Annotated in this window: 15 protein-coding genes, 2 tRNA genes, 3 rRNA genes and 1 other RNA gene; 6 read left to right on the top strand and 15 right to left on the bottom strand. The window is 41.6% G+C overall.

The genetic code is table 11. From position 1 onward, the window contains the following. The 3 genes from LNTAR_RS17945 to LNTAR_RS17935 all read right to left on the bottom strand — a co-directional run. Window positions 1–1,566, bottom strand: a 1,566-nt coding sequence (locus LNTAR_RS17945) for a GspE/PulE family protein (RefSeq protein WP_007280170.1), incomplete at its 3' end; no start/stop codon positions are given. 164 nt (window positions 1,567–1,730) lie between these two features. After that, a complete protein-coding gene (locus LNTAR_RS17940; RefSeq protein ID WP_007280169.1) occupies window positions 1,731–2,066 on the bottom strand; it encodes a DUF2288 family protein in 336 nt (111 codons plus the stop codon). 90 nt (window positions 2,067–2,156) lie between these two features. Continuing rightward, the gene (locus tag LNTAR_RS17935; RefSeq protein ID WP_007280168.1) at window positions 2,157–2,363 is read right to left on the bottom strand and encodes a hypothetical protein; all 207 of its coding nucleotides are present in this window, start codon (window positions 2,361–2,363) and stop codon (window positions 2,157–2,159) included. 384 nt (window positions 2,364–2,747) lie between these two features. Here LNTAR_RS17935 and LNTAR_RS17930 point away from each other — a divergent pair, with 384 nt between their 5' ends. From LNTAR_RS17930 to LNTAR_RS17915, 5 genes are all read left to right on the top strand, one after another. Further along, on the top strand, window positions 2,748–3,032 hold the full coding sequence (locus tag LNTAR_RS17930) for an Rdx family protein (RefSeq protein WP_007280167.1): 285 nt from the start codon (window positions 2,748–2,750) through the stop codon (window positions 3,030–3,032). A 59-nt stretch (window positions 3,033–3,091) separates the two neighbouring features. Further along, window positions 3,092–3,458, top strand: an RNA gene (gene rnpB / locus LNTAR_RS26040) — RNase P RNA component class A. Window positions 3,459–3,487: 29 nt separating this feature from the next. Further along, window positions 3,488–4,282 (top strand): 16S rRNA (cytidine(1402)-2'-O)-methyltransferase, encoded by a 795-nt coding sequence (gene rsmI, locus LNTAR_RS17925; protein WP_007280166.1) that lies wholly within the window; start codon window positions 3,488–3,490, stop codon window positions 4,280–4,282. Then, window positions 4,221–4,508, top strand: coding sequence for a BolA family protein (locus LNTAR_RS17920; protein ID WP_052607339.1), 288 nt, complete (start codon window positions 4,221–4,223; stop codon window positions 4,506–4,508). Before rsmI ends, LNTAR_RS17920 begins: the two co-directional genes overlap by 62 nt. 90 nt (window positions 4,509–4,598) lie before the next feature. Continuing rightward, window positions 4,599–5,027, top strand: coding sequence for a (deoxy)nucleoside triphosphate pyrophosphohydrolase (locus tag LNTAR_RS17915; RefSeq protein ID WP_007280163.1), 429 nt, complete (start codon window positions 4,599–4,601; stop codon window positions 5,025–5,027). Between the two features lie 12 nt (window positions 5,028–5,039). On the opposite strand, the gene LNTAR_RS17910 is transcribed toward LNTAR_RS17915, so the two are convergent. From LNTAR_RS17910 to hemF, 11 genes are all read right to left on the bottom strand, one after another. Next, window positions 5,040–5,405 carry a hypothetical protein gene (locus LNTAR_RS17910; RefSeq protein WP_007280162.1) on the bottom strand — a complete coding sequence of 122 codons (366 nt, stop codon included), beginning with the start codon at window positions 5,403–5,405 and terminating at the stop codon, window positions 5,040–5,042. Between the two features lie 104 nt (window positions 5,406–5,509). Further along, the gene (locus LNTAR_RS17905) at window positions 5,510–6,250 is read right to left on the bottom strand and encodes a DUF3050 domain-containing protein (protein WP_007280161.1); all 741 of its coding nucleotides are present in this window, start codon (window positions 6,248–6,250) and stop codon (window positions 5,510–5,512) included. A gap of 572 nt (window positions 6,251–6,822) precedes the next feature. Next, a 5S ribosomal RNA gene (rrf, locus tag LNTAR_RS17900) occupies window positions 6,823–6,937 on the bottom strand. 133 nt (window positions 6,938–7,070) lie between these two features. Continuing rightward, window positions 7,071–9,987 (bottom strand): 23S ribosomal RNA (locus LNTAR_RS17895). A 228-nt stretch (window positions 9,988–10,215) separates the two neighbouring features. After that, window positions 10,216–10,292: transfer RNA gene (locus LNTAR_RS17890), tRNA-Ile, on the bottom strand. A gap of 8 nt (window positions 10,293–10,300) precedes the next feature. Continuing rightward, a tRNA-Ala gene (locus LNTAR_RS17885) sits at window positions 10,301–10,374 on the bottom strand. A gap of 125 nt (window positions 10,375–10,499) precedes the next feature. Continuing rightward, window positions 10,500–12,015: ribosomal RNA gene (locus LNTAR_RS17880) — 16S ribosomal RNA — on the bottom strand. Together the 16S, 23S and 5S rRNA genes with 2 tRNA genes alongside form the textbook arrangement of a ribosomal RNA operon. A gap of 325 nt (window positions 12,016–12,340) precedes the next feature. Next, complete coding sequence (locus LNTAR_RS17875) at window positions 12,341–13,030, bottom strand: uroporphyrinogen-III synthase (protein WP_007280159.1); 690 nt, start codon at window positions 13,028–13,030, stop codon at window positions 12,341–12,343. A 4-nt stretch (window positions 13,031–13,034) separates the two neighbouring features. Then, window positions 13,035–13,940 (bottom strand): NHL repeat-containing protein, encoded by a 906-nt coding sequence (locus tag LNTAR_RS17870; RefSeq protein ID WP_007280158.1) that lies wholly within the window; start codon window positions 13,938–13,940, stop codon window positions 13,035–13,037. After that, a complete protein-coding gene (locus tag LNTAR_RS17865) occupies window positions 13,933–14,247 on the bottom strand; it encodes a hypothetical protein (RefSeq protein ID WP_007280157.1) in 315 nt (104 codons plus the stop codon). The genes LNTAR_RS17870 and LNTAR_RS17865 overlap by 8 nt, the downstream gene beginning before the upstream one ends. Next, a complete protein-coding gene (gene hemF, locus LNTAR_RS17860; protein WP_007280156.1) occupies window positions 14,247–15,161 on the bottom strand; it encodes an oxygen-dependent coproporphyrinogen oxidase in 915 nt (304 codons plus the stop codon). Before hemF ends, LNTAR_RS17865 begins: the two co-directional genes overlap by 1 nt. Window positions 15,162–15,409: 248 nt before the next feature. On the opposite strand from hemF, the gene LNTAR_RS17855 reads away from it, so the two are divergent. Continuing rightward, window positions 15,410–15,832, top strand: a complete 423-nt coding sequence (locus LNTAR_RS17855; protein ID WP_007280155.1) for a hypothetical protein — start codon at window positions 15,410–15,412, stop codon at window positions 15,830–15,832. Window positions 15,833–15,902: 70 nt separating this feature from the next. On the opposite strand, the gene LNTAR_RS17850 is transcribed toward LNTAR_RS17855, so the two are convergent. Continuing rightward, window positions 15,903–16,709, bottom strand: coding sequence for a phosphoribosylformylglycinamidine synthase subunit PurQ (locus LNTAR_RS17850; RefSeq protein WP_007280154.1), 807 nt, complete (start codon window positions 16,707–16,709; stop codon window positions 15,903–15,905). Between the last annotated feature and the right edge of the window lie 2 nt (window positions 16,710–16,711).

Genomic DNA, 16,711 nt, shown 5'->3' with positions numbered 1-16,711 from the left:
ATTAAGTGTACCTAAAACCGCGTGTAAAGTCGTTGTTTTACCCGAACCCGTAGGCCCTACCACCAACATAATGCCGTGAGGGTTTTTGAGGAGGTCAATTAATTTACTTTCATTACTGGGAGAAAGCATCAACTTATCAAATGGTAAAGGTTCACCCTGTGCCAAGATACGAAGAACGGCCGATTCACCATTAACAACTGGAAGAGTCGCAACACGAAGTTCTAGAGTTGAACCCTGGAATCGTAAGCCCATCTTACCATCCTGAGGCTTCCTTTTTTCGGCGATATCCAGATTAGATAGAATTTTAATACGTGAAAGAACCGCCCCCATTAGCTGGGCAGGGATATCAAATACTTTTCGGCAAACACCATCAATACGGAAGCGAACTTCACCGGGGCGCTTACCTTTGTGTGGCTCAATATGAATATCCGAACAACCATCCATTGTGGCACGCACGATAATCTTATTCACCAACTGAATGATTTTTGATTCTTCTTTCGAGTCGAGAATATCACCATCCTCATCATCAGGACCAGCCTCATCAGCACTAACTGATGCACTCTCACCATCCATGATATCATCGAGTTGGCCGAAAGCTTTTAAACGCTCTTCTTCTTTGGAACTTAAGCCTAAGTATTGATCGATATCTTCTCGAAAAGCAACATGGAAGTCGTAGTACACCGCTTTAACGATATTTTGAATTTCCATAATAAGTTCTTCATTGGCTGGATCAGCCATCAATACGACAGCATGCTCGCCATCGTTCATGACGGGTACCCAACTATTACTTGCTAAGAAACCTACGTTAAGGTTTTCAATCAATGAAGGATCTAGCTCAAAGCTGGGATCAAAAGGGTGATAAGGAACTTGGTAGAAATCAGAAAGTGCATTACCCAAATCTGCAGCATTAACGCTGAATTTATTCTTCAATACTGACGCAAGAGGCACCCCTTCATCATTAGAGATCTCTTCAGCTGCCTCAAAAGTCTCTACACTGATAACCCCTGCTTCAACTAATTGGTCAAAAGCTCCACGACTACTCTTTAATTCGTAACGGAAGTTTTCTGAAACAACTTTAGCAAACTCTACCGTTCTGAAATAAGTTTCATCTGGGAAGGCACCACCATCAATATTATTGATAACCTGGAACACACCATAGAGTTTATCCTTATGGATAATGGGAACCATTATCATAGCTTCCGACATATAGCCCGACGATCTATCGTAAGCATCATCGAACCTTAAATCTGGATGCACACTCTCAAGGTATTCAGAATCATAGGCGTCATCAACCATCAATGCTTGACGAGTCATCGCAACATAACCAGACAAAGATGAAGGTGACATATAAAGACGAATTTCATCTACTGAATCAGAAGACGTTCTATACCAAGAGACAATCTCTTTATCGTTTTCGTCTTTTTGGAAAATGGTGAAACGTTCTGCACCAAAAATATCAAGTAGATCCGCTTCAATTTCCCAAAGCGTATCCTCTAGCTTATCAGCTTCTTGAAGTCGTTCGACAACTTCTTTAAAACGTAACTCGAGCTCTTCGTTAGTATCCATAAAATAATAACCTTATTTATAATTTCATCATAAAGTAATATTTCACTAGCTCTACACCTTTGCAACTCACAACTCCATCGACTGTGAGCACAAAAACTAATTTTATAGGCTTTACTAAGAGGCGAACGAAAGGAATACTTCACTCGCCTAGTTTTTACGTTAAATCAATGCTCTTTTTTAAGAACTTCTGCTTGGCTCTCTAAAACCTTGGCATAAGCCGCCATATCCATCTCTTGAATAACGACAAATGGAGAAACTATCAAAGTCAAAAAACGAAGCTTATCCTTCTTCCACTTCTCCACTTGGAATCCATCTGGGCGAAATATAGATCCGCTCTCAATCGCCTTTCCTACAATTTCGGTATTATTTTCCGCTATTGCTTCAGCCAATAAAAAACAATCTTTCCCCTCTTTTACGGCAAATAACATATCCCTAATAAAGGAATCATGTAAATCTGACCATTCACACCAGTCAGCTTCTTTCAATAATTTCTCATTCATAATCAAATCATCTTCTGTATAAAATAAAAAAGTGAAACACTTTACACAGCGTTTCACTTCCTCATACGTCTTTACAGAAAAAAACGAAGTTTATTTCACATCAAAAGATAGAAATATATCATCCCTTAAACGGCGAGCTTCATCTAAAGACTTAGTCTTTAACGAGCGTCTAATACGTTTTTTTGTCACAGCCGTAGGATATACAGTGTAATGGATGAACCATGTACCATTGTTATTCCACAAGTGATGATTGTCATTCGCTTCATCTGTTCTAATAGCTAATTCAGCTTCTAACATAATTGACTTCCTTAAAAGTATTACAAACAGTTTCAATTTAATCGACAGTAAACTTTTTCTTTTATTGGTACTGCCAATTTCAACGCTAACTTAAACACATTGGTATAATTAAGAAGTAGTTTTTATGGTACTTTTATATTTTTTCATATAATCAGCACTAATGTCATAAAAAATCTACGATATACAGGAGGGGCACTCGCTCGCAAATACGATATTCGTAAAACAAGTATAGATGAAAAATCAATAAATGCCATTTTTTACGCTTTTTTAAAAAATCCACCATCTAATTTTATAAAAAAAGACTATTTTACAATAGAAACATGAAGTATTCATATTAATCATGAAGTGAAAATTTAAAATTCGTAAAACCTTATAGACATTACAATGAAGAATAAAATCAATATAACTTACTGCCCGGGATGCCGTTGGCTTACGAGAGCTTCTTGGATGAGCCAAGAATTACTTATTACTTTTGAGAAAAATATCGATGAAGTCTCACTTTCTCCCTCTCCAGAAGCAGGCACTTTTAAAGTTTTCGTAAATGGGGAACTTGTCCACTGCCGAAAACAACACAATGGCTTTCCTGAGCTGAAAATTCTCAAACAAAAAATACGTAATCTTATATGTCCCGAAAAGGATTTGGGGCACTCAGATCAAAAAACGAAATAAGCTCCTACTAAATCCCCCTAGCGCATTGCGTAGAATTAATACCAAGTTAGATTAGCCAGCGCAACCGGTTGACGGTCGCTATGGTTCGCCATAGAGGAAAGTCCAGACACCGCAGAGTAGGATGCCCTTTTGCAAAGAAGGATACTGTGTCCCATAAAGTCACAGGAAGGAAAGTGCCACAGAAATGATACCGCCTCACTTGTGAGGTAAGGGTGAAATGGTGAAGTAAGAGCTCACCGTGCTTTTAGCGAGAGCGGAGCAGCATGGCAAACCCCATCCGGTGCAAGATCAAATAGGGAACAAAGATGCGACTCGTATCGTTTTTCTTCGTGAAATATAGTTCCGGGTTCTGATCGCATAGTCAAATGACCGTCCATTTGCGATTTTCGCAAAAGACAGGATCTGGCTTACAGCCGGTTGCGCTTTTTAAATTCTAGTTGTGGGAAACACTATATATGAGTCAAGAATCACAAGGCCAGCTCTACCTTCTTGCTACGCCCATTGGCAATTTGGATGATATGAGTTTTCGGGCAGTAAAAACACTTCAGCTAGCAGATTTGATTGCTGCAGAAGACACTCGTCGTGCGGGAATATTATTGAAGCATTTCGAGATCAAATGCAAGACGACTTCATATCACATGCATAATGAAAAAGAGAAAACATCCTACCTCATTCGCCAAGTCAAAGATGGCAAAAAGGTCGTTGTCTTATCTGATGCTGGCACTCCTGTCATTTCTGACCCAGGCTTTCTTGTTGTCAGAGATGCCGTTGAACAAGGCATTGAACCACAAATCATCCCAGGCGTTTCCGCTCTCACTTTTGCTGCAGTAGCCTGTGCCTTCCCCCTTGACTCCTTCACTTTCGCGGGCTTTCTTCCAGTAAAATCAGGCAAACGCAAAGCGCTCCTAGAAAAGTACTTAAATAACGGGCTTTGTACTTTTTTCTACGAATCACCCTTTAAAATTGATAAATTACTAAAAGATCTGCATGAAATATGTGGCCCCAACACTCCCGTTGCCCTAGTTCGCGAAGCGACAAAAATGTTTGAAGAAACCATCCGCGGCACAGTATCTGAGCTTATTGAGCTCGGAAAAGAAAAAAAATGGCGTGGCGAATTTGTTGTCGCTGTGAATATGCGCGAAGCAGACCATATTGTTACAGAAGAACCTAAAAAGAACAAGAAGAATTATGATCGATTTAGCACAAATAAAACTGAAAATCCAGCAAACCTTCTCCCCCCTTTACCTTGATATAAATGATGAAAGCAGTACTCATGCAGGGCATAGCGGCGCCATCCCAGGACAAATAACTCATCTACGCATCACTATTTGCTCTGATCAATTTGATGATGTAAGCATGATTAAACAGCATCGATTAGTCAATGAATGTTTAAAAGAAGAACTTAACAATGGTCTCCATGCTTTAGCACTTAAAACTTATAAAGTTAAACAATGGGAAGAACGTAATTATGGATGATTATGAATGGAAAAAAACTATCATTACAACTGTTCTCGTGCTTTTGATTTTGGCCGGCTTAGTCTACGGAATGCTTAAAGTCGTCTAATAATGGCTCAAAAAATAATAAATGTTTCTGCTGGTATCATTATAAAAGACGACCAAGTTCTCATATGTCAGAGACGTGAAGCACATCACAAGGGTGCCTGGGAATTCCCCGGAGGAAAAATAGAACTTAATGAAAGTCACCAAGAAGCTTTAAAGCGGGAATTAAACGAAGAACTATCAATTAATTGCGAAATAGGCCAACACTTTCATTCGGTATTTTATAAACTCAACATTAGTACACAGCTGAATTTACATGCTTACTTAATTAAAAGCTTTATAGGTACTCCGAAATGTCTCGTACACTCTAAAATCCTCTGGATCACTCTACAGGAGCTTAGCTACTATAACTTCCTTCCAGCTGATCTTCCTCTGGTGGAAAACTTATTAAATAGACATAAAAAAGAGCCAGTAAAAACTGGCTCTAAAAGATAAACTTTAAGAAAACTATTTTGTTTCTTCTTTCGACTCTTCAACTTGAGTCTTCTTGACGGGAGATAAGCCTTTTGCACGGTTATCAACGGCTTCATCTAAAGTAAAACCACCCGACATCCAATTCTTTGCTGCATCTGCACTAAACTTACTTCCGTTCCAAGCAATGATTGTTTCAGCATCAGTAATATTTAAAGCTTTCCACTCGCCATATTTTTCAGGAGTAATTGAATGCTCTGTATACTGGTTGGCTAAAGCTGCGTCAACACCTTCTGCTTTCCAAGCTGCGATTGTTTCTTCAGACATATTGTCCCAAGTTGCTTTACTAGCACACGCACTCATAAAAAGCGCAACGATTAAAACGGCAATAAATTTTTTCATTTGTATTCCTCTTATTGTTAATGACACTATGTCGTCCATGAATATAAAGGCTCGATCTGATTTGTTAAATAAGTTCTTGTAGAGTTTCTAAGAATTTACAATTCTTAATTCGATCCTATTATTTCTTTTAAAATAAAAGACCATAACTTATCACGTAGATACAATGCTTTATCGACTGCTTGCTGAGCTTCCTCTATTTTTTCAGGAGAATCACAAAAAGATTGATAGAGTCGTTCAGATGCAGGACCATGCTCACCACCATCCACTTCTATATGCCTATTTAAATAATAATGAAATAAAGACCACTCCGTAGGACAATCCACTTCTAATTTTGTAACTAGGCCTGAGAACATATCGGGGATTAATGTTTCACGTCCTTTTGCAAAAACCGCACAGATTTCATGATCGGAACCATTAAAAATAAGTTCAAAGCTAAAGTCTAAAAATTCTCTTAGCGCTACAGGAAGTTCCTTATTTAAATCAAATAAACTTTCGCCACCTTGTAAAGCTTTCATGTAATTTTGATGAAGTTCAAGATCTGCACCACATTGCTCCATCGCTTTCAAATAAAGTTCATAATGAGAGCAGTATGAGCCATTAGTTGGATCCACATCAGTCTCTTCCTCAAGAATTACTTCATTAATAAGACGCCTTAATTCAGGTGACTTTCCTGGCATCCATGGAAATTCGGGTGGAGAACAAATATGTTGAACTTTTTTAGCTAAGCTCTGAAAGTCCCACACACAAAACACATGGTACTTCATGAATACCTTAATACCCGTAGTTGACCATACTTTTTTATATAGGTCATGGTCGGCAAGTTTACCAGTTACTTCTGAACTCATTTATATCTTCTTCTTTTTTTGCCTAAGTGTATTCATTACTAAGGATTTAACAAGCTTAATAAGAAATATTTCAGTAATTATATAAAGCTAGAACAGGAGCTAAATCAAAGTGGTCAGTTCGCTGCGCTGATAGATCGTTCGCAAGCTCACTGCAAATCGGCCTTCGGCCTGCAGTTGAGGGAAATACTTTATTTTGCTGGGAGCTCCGCATTCTATGCGGAAGTTGAAATTCTATCTCTCCTGGGAGCGCGGGCATCCCTGCCCGCTTAAGTGCTGACCTCAAGCCAAACAATAAGTCCCATAAGTCCCATAAGTCCCATAAGTCCCATAAGTCCCATAAGTCCCATAAGTCCCATAAGTCCCATAAGTCCCATAAGTCCCATAAGTCCTATAAGTCCTATAAGTCCTATAAGTCCTATAAGTCCTATAAGTCCTATTGCTTAGACTCTATCTAGGCACAAAAAAAAGCGCATATCCTAAGATATGCGCTCTAAAAATTTCGGCTTGAAGCCTAGCTATAGGGAAATAAAACTATCTAGTAGAATTATCCGCCCCTACGGCAGCAAAAAAAAGGCTGGCAACGACCTGCTCTCCCACAGTCTTAACTGCAGTACCATCGGCGCTGGAGGTCTTAACTACCGAGTTCGGGATGGGATCGGGTGTGGCTCCTCCGCTGTGGTTACCAGCCGGAAAATGTTGGGAAGAAAACTTAGTGATGAAAGATAAGATCGCAAGACATAAGACTTAACTTAGTTGAGCTTATTTGTGTGTGCTTATTATCTTTTTTAGGTGACATTGAATGATGACAACTAAAAAAGAGGTGGACAAGCCTCACGGCTGATTAGTACTGGTCAACTGAACATATTGCTATGCTTACATCTCCAGCCTATCGAACAGGTAGTCTTCCTGTAGCCTTTAGAGGATAAATCCTGGGATATCTCATCTTTAGGGGGGCTTGGCGCTTAGATGCTTTCAGCGCTTATCCTTTCGCGACTTAGCTACCCAGCAATGCACCTGGCGGTACAACTGGAACACCAGAGGTCACTCATTCCCGGTCCTCTCGTACTAGGGAATGCTCCTATCAAATATCCTACGCCCGCAGAGGATAAGGACCGAACTGTCTCACGACGTTCTGAACCCAGCTCGCGTACCACTTTAACCGGCGAACAGCCGGACCCTTGGGACCTTCTTCAGCCCCAGGATGTGATGAGCCGACATCGAGGTGCCAAACCGCACCGTCGCTATGGACGCTTGGGTGCGATAAGCCTGTTATCCCCAGAGTACCTTTTATCCGATGAGCAACGGCGATACCACTTTCCACCGCTGGATCACTAGGTCCTGCTTTCGCAACTGCTCCACCTGTCGGTGTTACAGTAAAGCCTACTTCTACCCTTACGCTCTACGCATGATTGCTGACCATGCTGAGTAGACCTTCGAGCTCCTCCGTTACATTTTAGGAGGAAACCGCCCCAGTCAAACTGACCCTCTGAAACTGTCCCCCATCCGGATTCACGGACGTGGGGTTAGATGCCCAAACTAATAAGGGTGGTATTTCACTGACGACTCACAAACGCCTGACGACGCAAGTTCACAGTCTCCCACTTATGCTACACATATTAGTCCGAACAACAATATCAGATTACAGTAAAGGTTCATGGGGTCTTTCCGTCCATCTGCGGGTATCCGGCATTTTCACCGGAACTACAATTTCACCGAGATCCACGTTGAGACAGTGTCTGGATCGTTACACGATTCGTGCAGGTCGGAACTTACCCGACAAGGAATTTCGCTACCTTAGGACCGTTATAGTTACGGCCGACATTCACCAGGGCTTCATTTCGAAGCTTTGCCCGAAGGCTAACCTCTCCATTTGACCTTTTGGCATTGGTCACGTGTCACACCCTATACTTCCTCTTTCGAGTTTGCAGAGTGCTATGTTTTTGCTAAACAGTCGCCCAGACCTCTTAACTGCGGCCCCCCTGAGGGGGCACCCCTTCTCCCGAAGTTACGGGGCTAATTTGCCGAGTTCCTTAACGTGGTTTCTCTCGCGCACCTTAGTCTACTCGACCTTCCTACCTGTGTCGGTTTTAGTACGGATAACTAAGCATCAGACGCTTAGAAGCTTTTCTTGGCAGCATGGTTCTATGTTAGACGGTTCCACCCGAGGGTTTCTTCGCCCCATCACAGTTGGTTCTTATGTAAAGCGGATTTTCCTACTCTACGAATTGCCTGCTTGGTATGACTAATCCATCAGTCATTAACATTTTCCTTCCGCGTCCCTTCATCACTACACTTAGCTAGTACAGGAATATTAACCTGTTGTCCATCGACTACGCCGTTGGGCCTCGCCTTAGGGTCCGACTAACCCTGGGGGGACGAACCTTGCCCAGGAAACCTTCGGATTTCGGTGACCGGGATTCACACCCGGTTTTTCGTTACTTATGTCTGCATTCTCACTTCTATGCGGTCCACCTGTTGTTTCCATCAAGCTTCACTCCTGCATAGAACGCTCTCCTACCCCCAGCAAGCTGGGTCGCGTCTTCGGCAATGGGCTTTAGTCCCGATTATTTTCGGCGCAGAATCACTCGATCAGTGAGCTATTACGCACTCTTTAAATGGTGGCTGCCTCTAAGCCAACATCCTGATTGTCCAAGCAACTCCACATCCTTAATTCCACTTAGCCCATCTTGGGGGCCTTAGACGGCGATCTGGGCTGTTTCCCTTTTGTCTATGCGGCTTGTCCCACATAGACTGACTCCTGAGCTCATAAATTTACGGTATTCGGAGTTTGATATTTGTTGGTACCCCGGTAAGGGCCCGCGAAAAATCAGTAGCTCTACCCCCGTAAAGAAGCACTCAAGGCTAGCCCTAAAGCTATTTCGGAGAGAACCAGCTATCACTGAGTTTGATTGGCCTTTCACCCCTATCCACAAGTCATCCAAGCGTTTTTCAGCACGCAATGGTTCGGTCCTCCACCCGATGTTACTCGGGCTTCAACCTGCTCATGGATAGATCACTCAGTTTCGGGTCTACTGCATACGACTTAAATCGCACTATTCGTACTCGCTTTCGCTTCGGCTCCGTTTAATAACTTAACCTTGCCGTATACAGTAAGTCGCAGACTCATTATGCAAAAGGCATGCGGTACATCATATAAAGATGACCCACACTTTGTAGATGTATGATTTCAGGTTCTATTTCACTCCCCTTACGGGGTTCTTTTCGCCTTTCCCTCACGGTACTGGTTCACTATCGGTCACTAACGAGTATTTAGCCTTGGAAGGTGGCCCTCCCTGATTCAGACCGGGTTTCACGTGTCCGGCCCTACTTGGGATACCCGCTATATATTAAAGAAATTTCGCTTACGGGACTATCACCCTCTGTGGTTCGGTTTTCCAAACTATTCAGCTATCTCTTCAATACAATGTTGCAGGTCCCGCAACCCCTAAAAGCATGCTTTTAGGTTTAGGCTCTTGCGCGTTCGCTCGCCGCTACTAGCGCAATCTCGGTTGATTTCTTTTCCTCTAGGTACTGAGATGTTTCACTTCCCTAGGTTCGCCTCCCTAACCTATTTATTCAGTTAGGGATAACTGGACATAACTCCAGTTGGGTTTCCCCATTCGGATACCCACGGATCAAAGCTCTTTTGCAGCTCCCCGAGGATTTTCGCAGCTTAACGCGTCCTTCATCGCCTGTTAGTGCCAAGGCATCCATCATACACCCTTACTAGCTTGTCCACCAAAAATATTAAAAATAATATCTTCAGCGACACACCTAATCTCTACTAAGTCTTTCTTTGTCTTGTATTCTTTTGGTTTGCGATCTTGGTATAAATTGTTTTTTGGTTGGTTCCTTTAACTTATAAAAGTTAAAAGACCTCAATTATACTTTGACTCTTTCATTCTATTGTTTTCTTCCTTTCAAAGATCTAAAGCTCTTTCCCGCTTTCGGGAATGCTTAAATTCTGGTACGCGCACCAGGATTTGAACCTGGGACCTCATCGTTATCAGCGATGCGCTCTAACCAACTGAGCTATGCGCGTATCATAAGTGGAGCCTATGGAATTCGAATCCATGACCTCCGCCTTGCAAGGGCGGCGCTCTAGCCAGCTGAGCTAAGGCCCCGTATATAATACAGCATTAGATACTCAATGTCTGAATTATACGATAGTAACGGGGTAATAAGTCTTGTAAAAAAGTACTCTTCTTCGGCCGAGGCCTTAAAGAGGTTAGTCTTTTTCATTCCTTAAAAAGGAGGTGATCCAGCCGCTGGTTCCCCAACGGCTACCTTGTTACGACTTCATCCCAGTCACTAAGCCCACCTTCGGCGTCTGCCTCCTGCAAGCAGGTTGGCGCAACGACTTCGGGTGAACTCAGCTCCCATGATGTGACGGGCGGTGTGTACAAGGCCCGGGAACGTATTCAATGAGCCGTAGCTGATGCCCATTTACTAGCGATTCCATCTTCATGGAGTCGAGTTGCAGACTCCAATCCGTACTGAGACCGGTTTTGGGGATTCGCTCCATATCACTATGTCGCTGCCCTTTGTACCGGCCATTGTAGCACGTGTGCAGCCCCGGGTGTAAGGGCCATACTGACTTGACGTCGTCCACACCTTCCTCCCGCTTAACACGGGCAGTCTCCTTAAGGTTCTCAGCATTACCTGTTAGCAAGTAAGGATATGGGTTGCGCTCGTTGCCGGACTTAACCGAACACTTCACAGCACGAGCTGACGACAGCCATGCAGCACCTGTTTTTGCGCCCCGAAGGGAATTCGACTTTCACCGAACGTCGCTCAATGTCAAACCCGGGTAAGGTTCTTCGCGTTGCCTCGAATTAAGCCACATGCTCCACCGCTTGTGCGGGCCCCCGTCAATTCCTTTGAGTTTTAGTCTTGCGACCGTACTTCCCAGGCGGTACACTTATCGCGTTAGCTTAGACACTGATCCGACTAACCAGACCAACATCGAGTGTACAACGTTTACTGCTAAGACTACAAGGGTATCTAATCCTTTTCGCTACCTTAGCCTTCGTCCATGAGTGTCAGTATTGTGCCAGTAAGCTGCCTTCGCCTTTGGTCTTCCTTGTGATATCTACGCATTCCACCGCTACACCACAAATTCCGCTTACCTCTCACATACTCTAGTCTACCAGTTTCAAATGCAGGTTCAGTGTTAAGCACTGAAATTTCACATCTGACTTAGTAAACCACCTGCGGACCCTTTACGCCCAGTAATTCCGAATAATGCTCGCCACCTACGTATTACCGCGGCTGCTGGCACGTAGTTAGCCGTGGCTTCCTCTGGGGGTACCATCATCGTTTTTCCCCCCTGACAGATCTTTACAACCCGAAGGCCGTCTTCGATCACGCGGCATTGCTCCGTCACGCTTTCGCGCATTGCGGAAGATTCTCGACTGCAGCCTCCCGCAGGAGTCTGGGCAGTGTCTCAGTCCCAGTGTGGGTGATCGTCCTCTCAGACCACCTAGCCGTCATAGCCTTGGTAAGCCGTTACCTTACCAACTAGCATAATGGCACGCGAACTCATCCCTAAGCGTAACCTTTAAATATCAAAACATGCGTCTTGATAGTCACATCCGGTATTAGCAGTCGTTTCCAACTGTTGTTCCAAACTTAGGGGCAGATTATTCACGCGTTACTCACCCTTTCGCCACTTTCCATTCACCGAAGTGAATTTCTCGTTCAACTTGCATGCCTAATCCATGCCGCCAGCATTCATTCTGAGCCAGGATCAAACTCTCCAATCAATTGATTGTGTTTGTATCCGACTTAATTACTTATATTTTTATATTGAGTTTTCTCTCGAAAAAATTAACTCTTAAATCATCTAAATGATTTAGGAGCCCGTTACTATCATATAATTCAACTATCAAACATCTTCTTTTTCTTACTTGATTAGCGCGCTTTCGGCTTCGTTTTGTTCCCGTCGTTTCTGACAGGGCTCTTAGGATATCGCCAGTTCTTTTTTCCGCAAATGCTTTTGCTTAAAAAAAATTATTTTTTTTGGAGTTTCAGTGAGAACATAAAGCAATTTTACACTGAGCTTGCTCAATATAAAGAGTTTACAAAAAATCAGTTCGTAAACAAAACTTTTGCAGTTTCTTCAGCATTCGCCTCTTTTGCAAGAACAAAAGGTAAATCTGAGTATTGCCTAAAGGTAACAGCCGTAGATTCACCTATGAGCGAAACCTTTTTTCCTGCTAAATCCTTCGAGTTTTTCAAAGAAAAATAGGCCTCAACTGCCGACGAACTAAAAAAACATATTGCATCAAAGTTGGGAATACTTGCGATTTGATTCCTTTCAGGTAAATAAAAATCGTGGCGTTGAATTGATATACCATTTTCAGCTAAAAGGTTTACTAAGTCATTCTTTGCCAACTTAGAACAAGGGAATAAAATTTTCTTATCAACAAATTGCTTTTTATTTTCAACAATGATCTTGGCAAGTGAACTTGCCGAAAAGTTGGTTTCTGGCAACAAAGAACATGCTCGACCATAATCACCTTCGAGTGCTTCTGCGGTAGACGGGCCAACACAAGCGGCTTTATCAAAGTGATTCAATGGATATAAATGCTGCATATATAATCGAGCCGCTGTTGGAGAGGTGAAAATTACCCAATCACTTTTCCCGAGCAACTTAATTGAACCAGGAATTAACTGCATTTCTTGCAATGGGAAATCTATTACTTCAGCTGAATAGCTTTCGAGGATTGCTCTTGCTTTACTATTAGTATCTCGGAAACCCGTCAGTAGTACTCGCAAACAACTACTCCTTCGAGCTTGGCCTTGGCTTCAAAGCTGGGATCAATGTGATTGTATTTGTAAAATACTGTGAAACCATCAAAGCATTTTTTCCGGGATAGTAACTAATGGACTGAGGAGTAACGACTCCATTTTTAAACAAACGCACTCCTCGTTTACCTTCCCAATTTAGATCAAAGAGATAGACACTTTCTTTATCTTTATTGAGCAAATATAATTCGCCCTCAGAACCTTGACATAAATCAATAAAACCCTCACCAGCAGATTTTTTACTAGATGTTAGTTTTATAGTTTTTTCAGCTTTGTCTGTCTGAGAATTAAAAACGTAGAGCAAATCATTAACTGCACTTAATATATAGAGTCGGCCATCATCATAAATCATACCACTGGCTCTTGGGATTTTGTTTGTCAAAGGCTTCACTTCTGACTCAGCAGAATATATATCTTCAATTTTATATAAGGCATTCGCCATCATATCTGTAAAATATAAATCACCCGCATCAGTTAGTACAATAGATTTTAAGTGCTTCACTTTTGGCAAGGGAATCAATTTTTTAGGCTTGAGGGAAAATCCATCCAATTCAAAAATTGCGATTTGCTTACAATCTCCAACAATGAGATTCTTACCATCCAAAATCATTTGCACTGGTGCCTGAAGATCCTTTCTCTTGCCTGAGTTTGAGTGTAAAACTTTGAAAATGTTTTTTCTGGGTTTTTCAAAAGGATTAGAAATCAAAACAATTTCTGCATAGGAATCCGCAACGTTTTCTACGCCTTTCATATTACTCACCATGAAAGCTTTTTTGGCTGGGTAATAAACTACCGATGATGGGCGGTCCAAGCCTGGGTTTTGCAATTGCTGGGCACCAAGAGATAAGACCATTGTAAAAATAAGTAAAAATCTAAACATATAATTTCCTAAACAAAGCTAAAGTCACATAAGAATCTAGTTTGGCCGTAGAAATCATCAAATGACTTCCCTGCCAATACGCTTTTATATCTTCTTCTAAAGCAGATTCATCTTCTATAGAAATTTGACGAAAAAATGCTAACTCACTCTGCTCTGCAGGTTCAAAGAATACCCATAGCTCATAATCATTTTCATAAAGTCCATAAGCTTGCATAGGGTTGGACAATTTTGCCATGTCCGCAAGGCGCTCATTAGCTCCCTCTACACTGATAACCAAATCTTCTTTGGCGAATTTCAAAATCCTCATTAGACCCAATCCTTTGGTTTCAAAAAATAATCTGTAAGACGCGCTTCATCAGACCCTTTAGGATAAGACGCACAATAGTCCCAACTCGCTAAAGGTGGCATTGACATAAGAATAGCTTCTGTTCTTCCCCCAGATTGCAAACCAAAAAGAGTTCCTCTATCATAAACTAAATTAAATTCTACATAGCGACCACGTCTCTGGACTTGAAAGTTTCTTTCACGTTCACCATAGGGGTGGCTTTTTCTTTTTTCGGCAATCGGTAAATAAGCATCTAAAAAAGAATTCCCAATGGCCTGCATAAACTCAAAAGACTTATCAAAACCCCACTCATTTAAATCGTCAAAAAACAAGCCACCCACACCGCGCTGTTCATCACGGTGTTTAAGATAAAAATAATCATCACACCATTTCTTATATCGAGGGTAGACATCTTCCCCAAATGGCTTACAAGCATCTTTCGCTACTTGGTGCCAATGACGACAATCTTCTTCAAACGCGTAATAAGGTGTGAGGTCGTAACCTCCACCAAACCACCATGTAGGGTTTTCTTCTCCTGCAGAAAAGAAACGCACATTAGCATGAGTCGTGGGCATATATGGATTGCGCGGGTGAAGCACTAAAGAAACGCCAGCTGCCTTAAATGGTTTATTAGCTATTTCGCCTCTGTGAGCTGAAGCTGAACCAGGTAGTTTAGCACCTTCGACGCAAGAAAAGTTCACTCCGCCTTTTTCAAAAACAGCACCATCTTTAATAACGGCACTTATACCAAATCCGTTCAAGCCTGTTTGACCACTTTTGTCCCAGCGATCAAATTCAAATGATTTTTCACCATCAAAATCCTCTATCCCCTTACAGATGCTTTTCTGCAAAGCTTGTAGGTATGTAGTAATTTGATGAAAATCCATCTGCGACATATATAACTCCAATATTTCTATTAAACGCCAATATAGTTTTTAATTAGGGAATGTTAAGCAGAAATCTCTGTGTCTATCTTTAATAATACATAAAGGCTATACATTTTTCAGCATTTAGCTCCCTTCACTGACATGAGAGATAGAGTTGAATCAATTCTTATGTAATCCACAATATTTTGAATTATCAACTTTGTCATTGGCAAAGGAATAGCATATTAAGCTAATCACATTCATTAAAAAGGATAGACATGAAACTTTTCTACACTCTCATTTCCCTACTTTCTGTGCAATTAATCTCTGCCGAAGACGCAAAACCCAGCTTTTCTGAATTCATTTTAGGCAAATGGGAATTTGACATTCCGAATGCTATCAAAGAACAAGAAAAGGGGCTTAAAAAAGAATTGCCGGAAAAACTTAAAGACCAAGTACGTGCTCAATTAGAAGGTGCGACTGTCATTATCAAGAAGGATGAAATTGAAGTTTTGCTCATTGCATCTGAAAAAAAATTAAAGTACACAGTCAAAGAAGTTGGCCCTAATTATATTAAAACTTCTATTACTTATCCACTTGGAGGAGTCGAGAGCCGCACTTTCATCTACGAGAACAACCTTCTCTATATTCGTGAAGGCAATAAAAACTATATGATCCTAAAGAAACCAACTAAACAGTAAGCATTGTTCATTTAGACAAAAAAGCCCTTCACCAAAATGATGAAGGGCTTTTTTATGAATAGTATAGATTTTACAGTAACTCTGACTCAGCAAACTCAACCGCATTTCGGAAGATTTGCATACCTAAACCTTCTTCAGGAAGCGTGCCGTTAATCTTTTGTTGTGTCCAATGCGGGTGATTGAATGGTGAGATGTAAGCCTCTGGGTGAGGCATCAAACCAAACACTCGACCTGATTTGTCACAAATTCCTGCGATTGAATTCTGTGAACCATTAGGATTCATGGGAAATTCTTGAGTCGGCTCGATAGACACTGGATCTGCATAACGAAGACAAACATGACCACCCTCTTCTAAGTCATTCAAAGTCTCTTCATCCATTGCAACTAACTTACCTTCGCCATGGCGAATAGGCACTGGAAGTACATGGATACCTTTAGTGAATACGCACTGCGAGCTTTCCTCAACCTTTAAAGTCACCCAATTGTCGCGGAAAGTACCACAATCATTGTGCTGTAATGCCACTTCTTGATTAAATAGTCCTTTTAATGCCGGAACGATACCTAAGCGAGTCATTGTTTGAAAACCATTACAAATGCCAATGATCAACTTACCTGATTCAATAAAGTCTTCTAATTCTTGACGTAAACCATGTTTAATACGGTTTGCTAATACAGTACCAGATCCTAGGTGATCACCAAAAGAAAAACCACCAATAAAAGCAAGTACGTGATAATCCTTAAGTTTTGTTGTATCTTTTAAGAGATCATTCAAGTGAATTTTACTTGCACTTGCACCCGCAGCTTCAAAAGCTACTGCCGTTTCTTTTTCACAGTTCAGACCAAGGCCCGTAATAATTAATGCTTTAACGCGACTCATGA

The sequence above is a fragment of the Lentisphaera araneosa HTCC2155 genome (genome assembly GCF_000170755.1).
Lineage (GTDB): Bacteria > Verrucomicrobiota > Lentisphaeria > Lentisphaerales > Lentisphaeraceae > Lentisphaera > Lentisphaera araneosa.
This window is presented reverse-complemented; position numbering and strand designations above follow the sequence as displayed.

What these genes read in the sequence shown, in the direction of transcription:
- LNTAR_RS17940 (WP_007280169.1), bottom strand. Translation starts at nt 2,066, where the DNA reads ATGAATGAGAAATTATTGAAAGAAGCTGACTGGTGTGAATGGTCAGAT.
- LNTAR_RS17935 (WP_007280168.1), bottom strand. Translation starts at nt 2,363, where the DNA reads ATGTTAGAAGCTGAATTAGCTATTAGAACAGATGAAGCGAATGACAAT.
- LNTAR_RS17930 (WP_007280167.1), top strand. Translation starts at nt 2,748, where the DNA reads ATGAAGAATAAAATCAATATAACTTACTGCCCGGGATGCCGTTGGCTT.
- rsmI (WP_007280166.1), top strand. Translation starts at nt 3,488, where the DNA reads ATGAGTCAAGAATCACAAGGCCAGCTCTACCTTCTTGCTACGCCCATT.
- LNTAR_RS17920 (WP_052607339.1), top strand. Translation starts at nt 4,221, where the DNA reads ATGATCGATTTAGCACAAATAAAACTGAAAATCCAGCAAACCTTCTCC.
- LNTAR_RS17915 (WP_007280163.1), top strand. Translation starts at nt 4,599, where the DNA reads ATGGCTCAAAAAATAATAAATGTTTCTGCTGGTATCATTATAAAAGAC.
- LNTAR_RS17910 (WP_007280162.1), bottom strand. Translation starts at nt 5,405, where the DNA reads ATGAAAAAATTTATTGCCGTTTTAATCGTTGCGCTTTTTATGAGTGCG.
- LNTAR_RS17905 (WP_007280161.1), bottom strand. Translation starts at nt 6,250, where the DNA reads ATGAGTTCAGAAGTAACTGGTAAACTTGCCGACCATGACCTATATAAA.
- LNTAR_RS17870 (WP_007280158.1), bottom strand. Translation starts at nt 13,940, where the DNA reads ATGTTTAGATTTTTACTTATTTTTACAATGGTCTTATCTCTTGGTGCC.
- LNTAR_RS17865 (WP_007280157.1), bottom strand. Translation starts at nt 14,247, where the DNA reads ATGAGGATTTTGAAATTCGCCAAAGAAGATTTGGTTATCAGTGTAGAG.
- hemF (WP_007280156.1), bottom strand. Translation starts at nt 15,161, where the DNA reads ATGTCGCAGATGGATTTTCATCAAATTACTACATACCTACAAGCTTTG.
- LNTAR_RS17855 (WP_007280155.1), top strand. Translation starts at nt 15,410, where the DNA reads ATGAAACTTTTCTACACTCTCATTTCCCTACTTTCTGTGCAATTAATC.
- LNTAR_RS17850 (WP_007280154.1), bottom strand. Translation starts at nt 16,709, where the DNA reads ATGAGTCGCGTTAAAGCATTAATTATTACGGGCCTTGGTCTGAACTGT.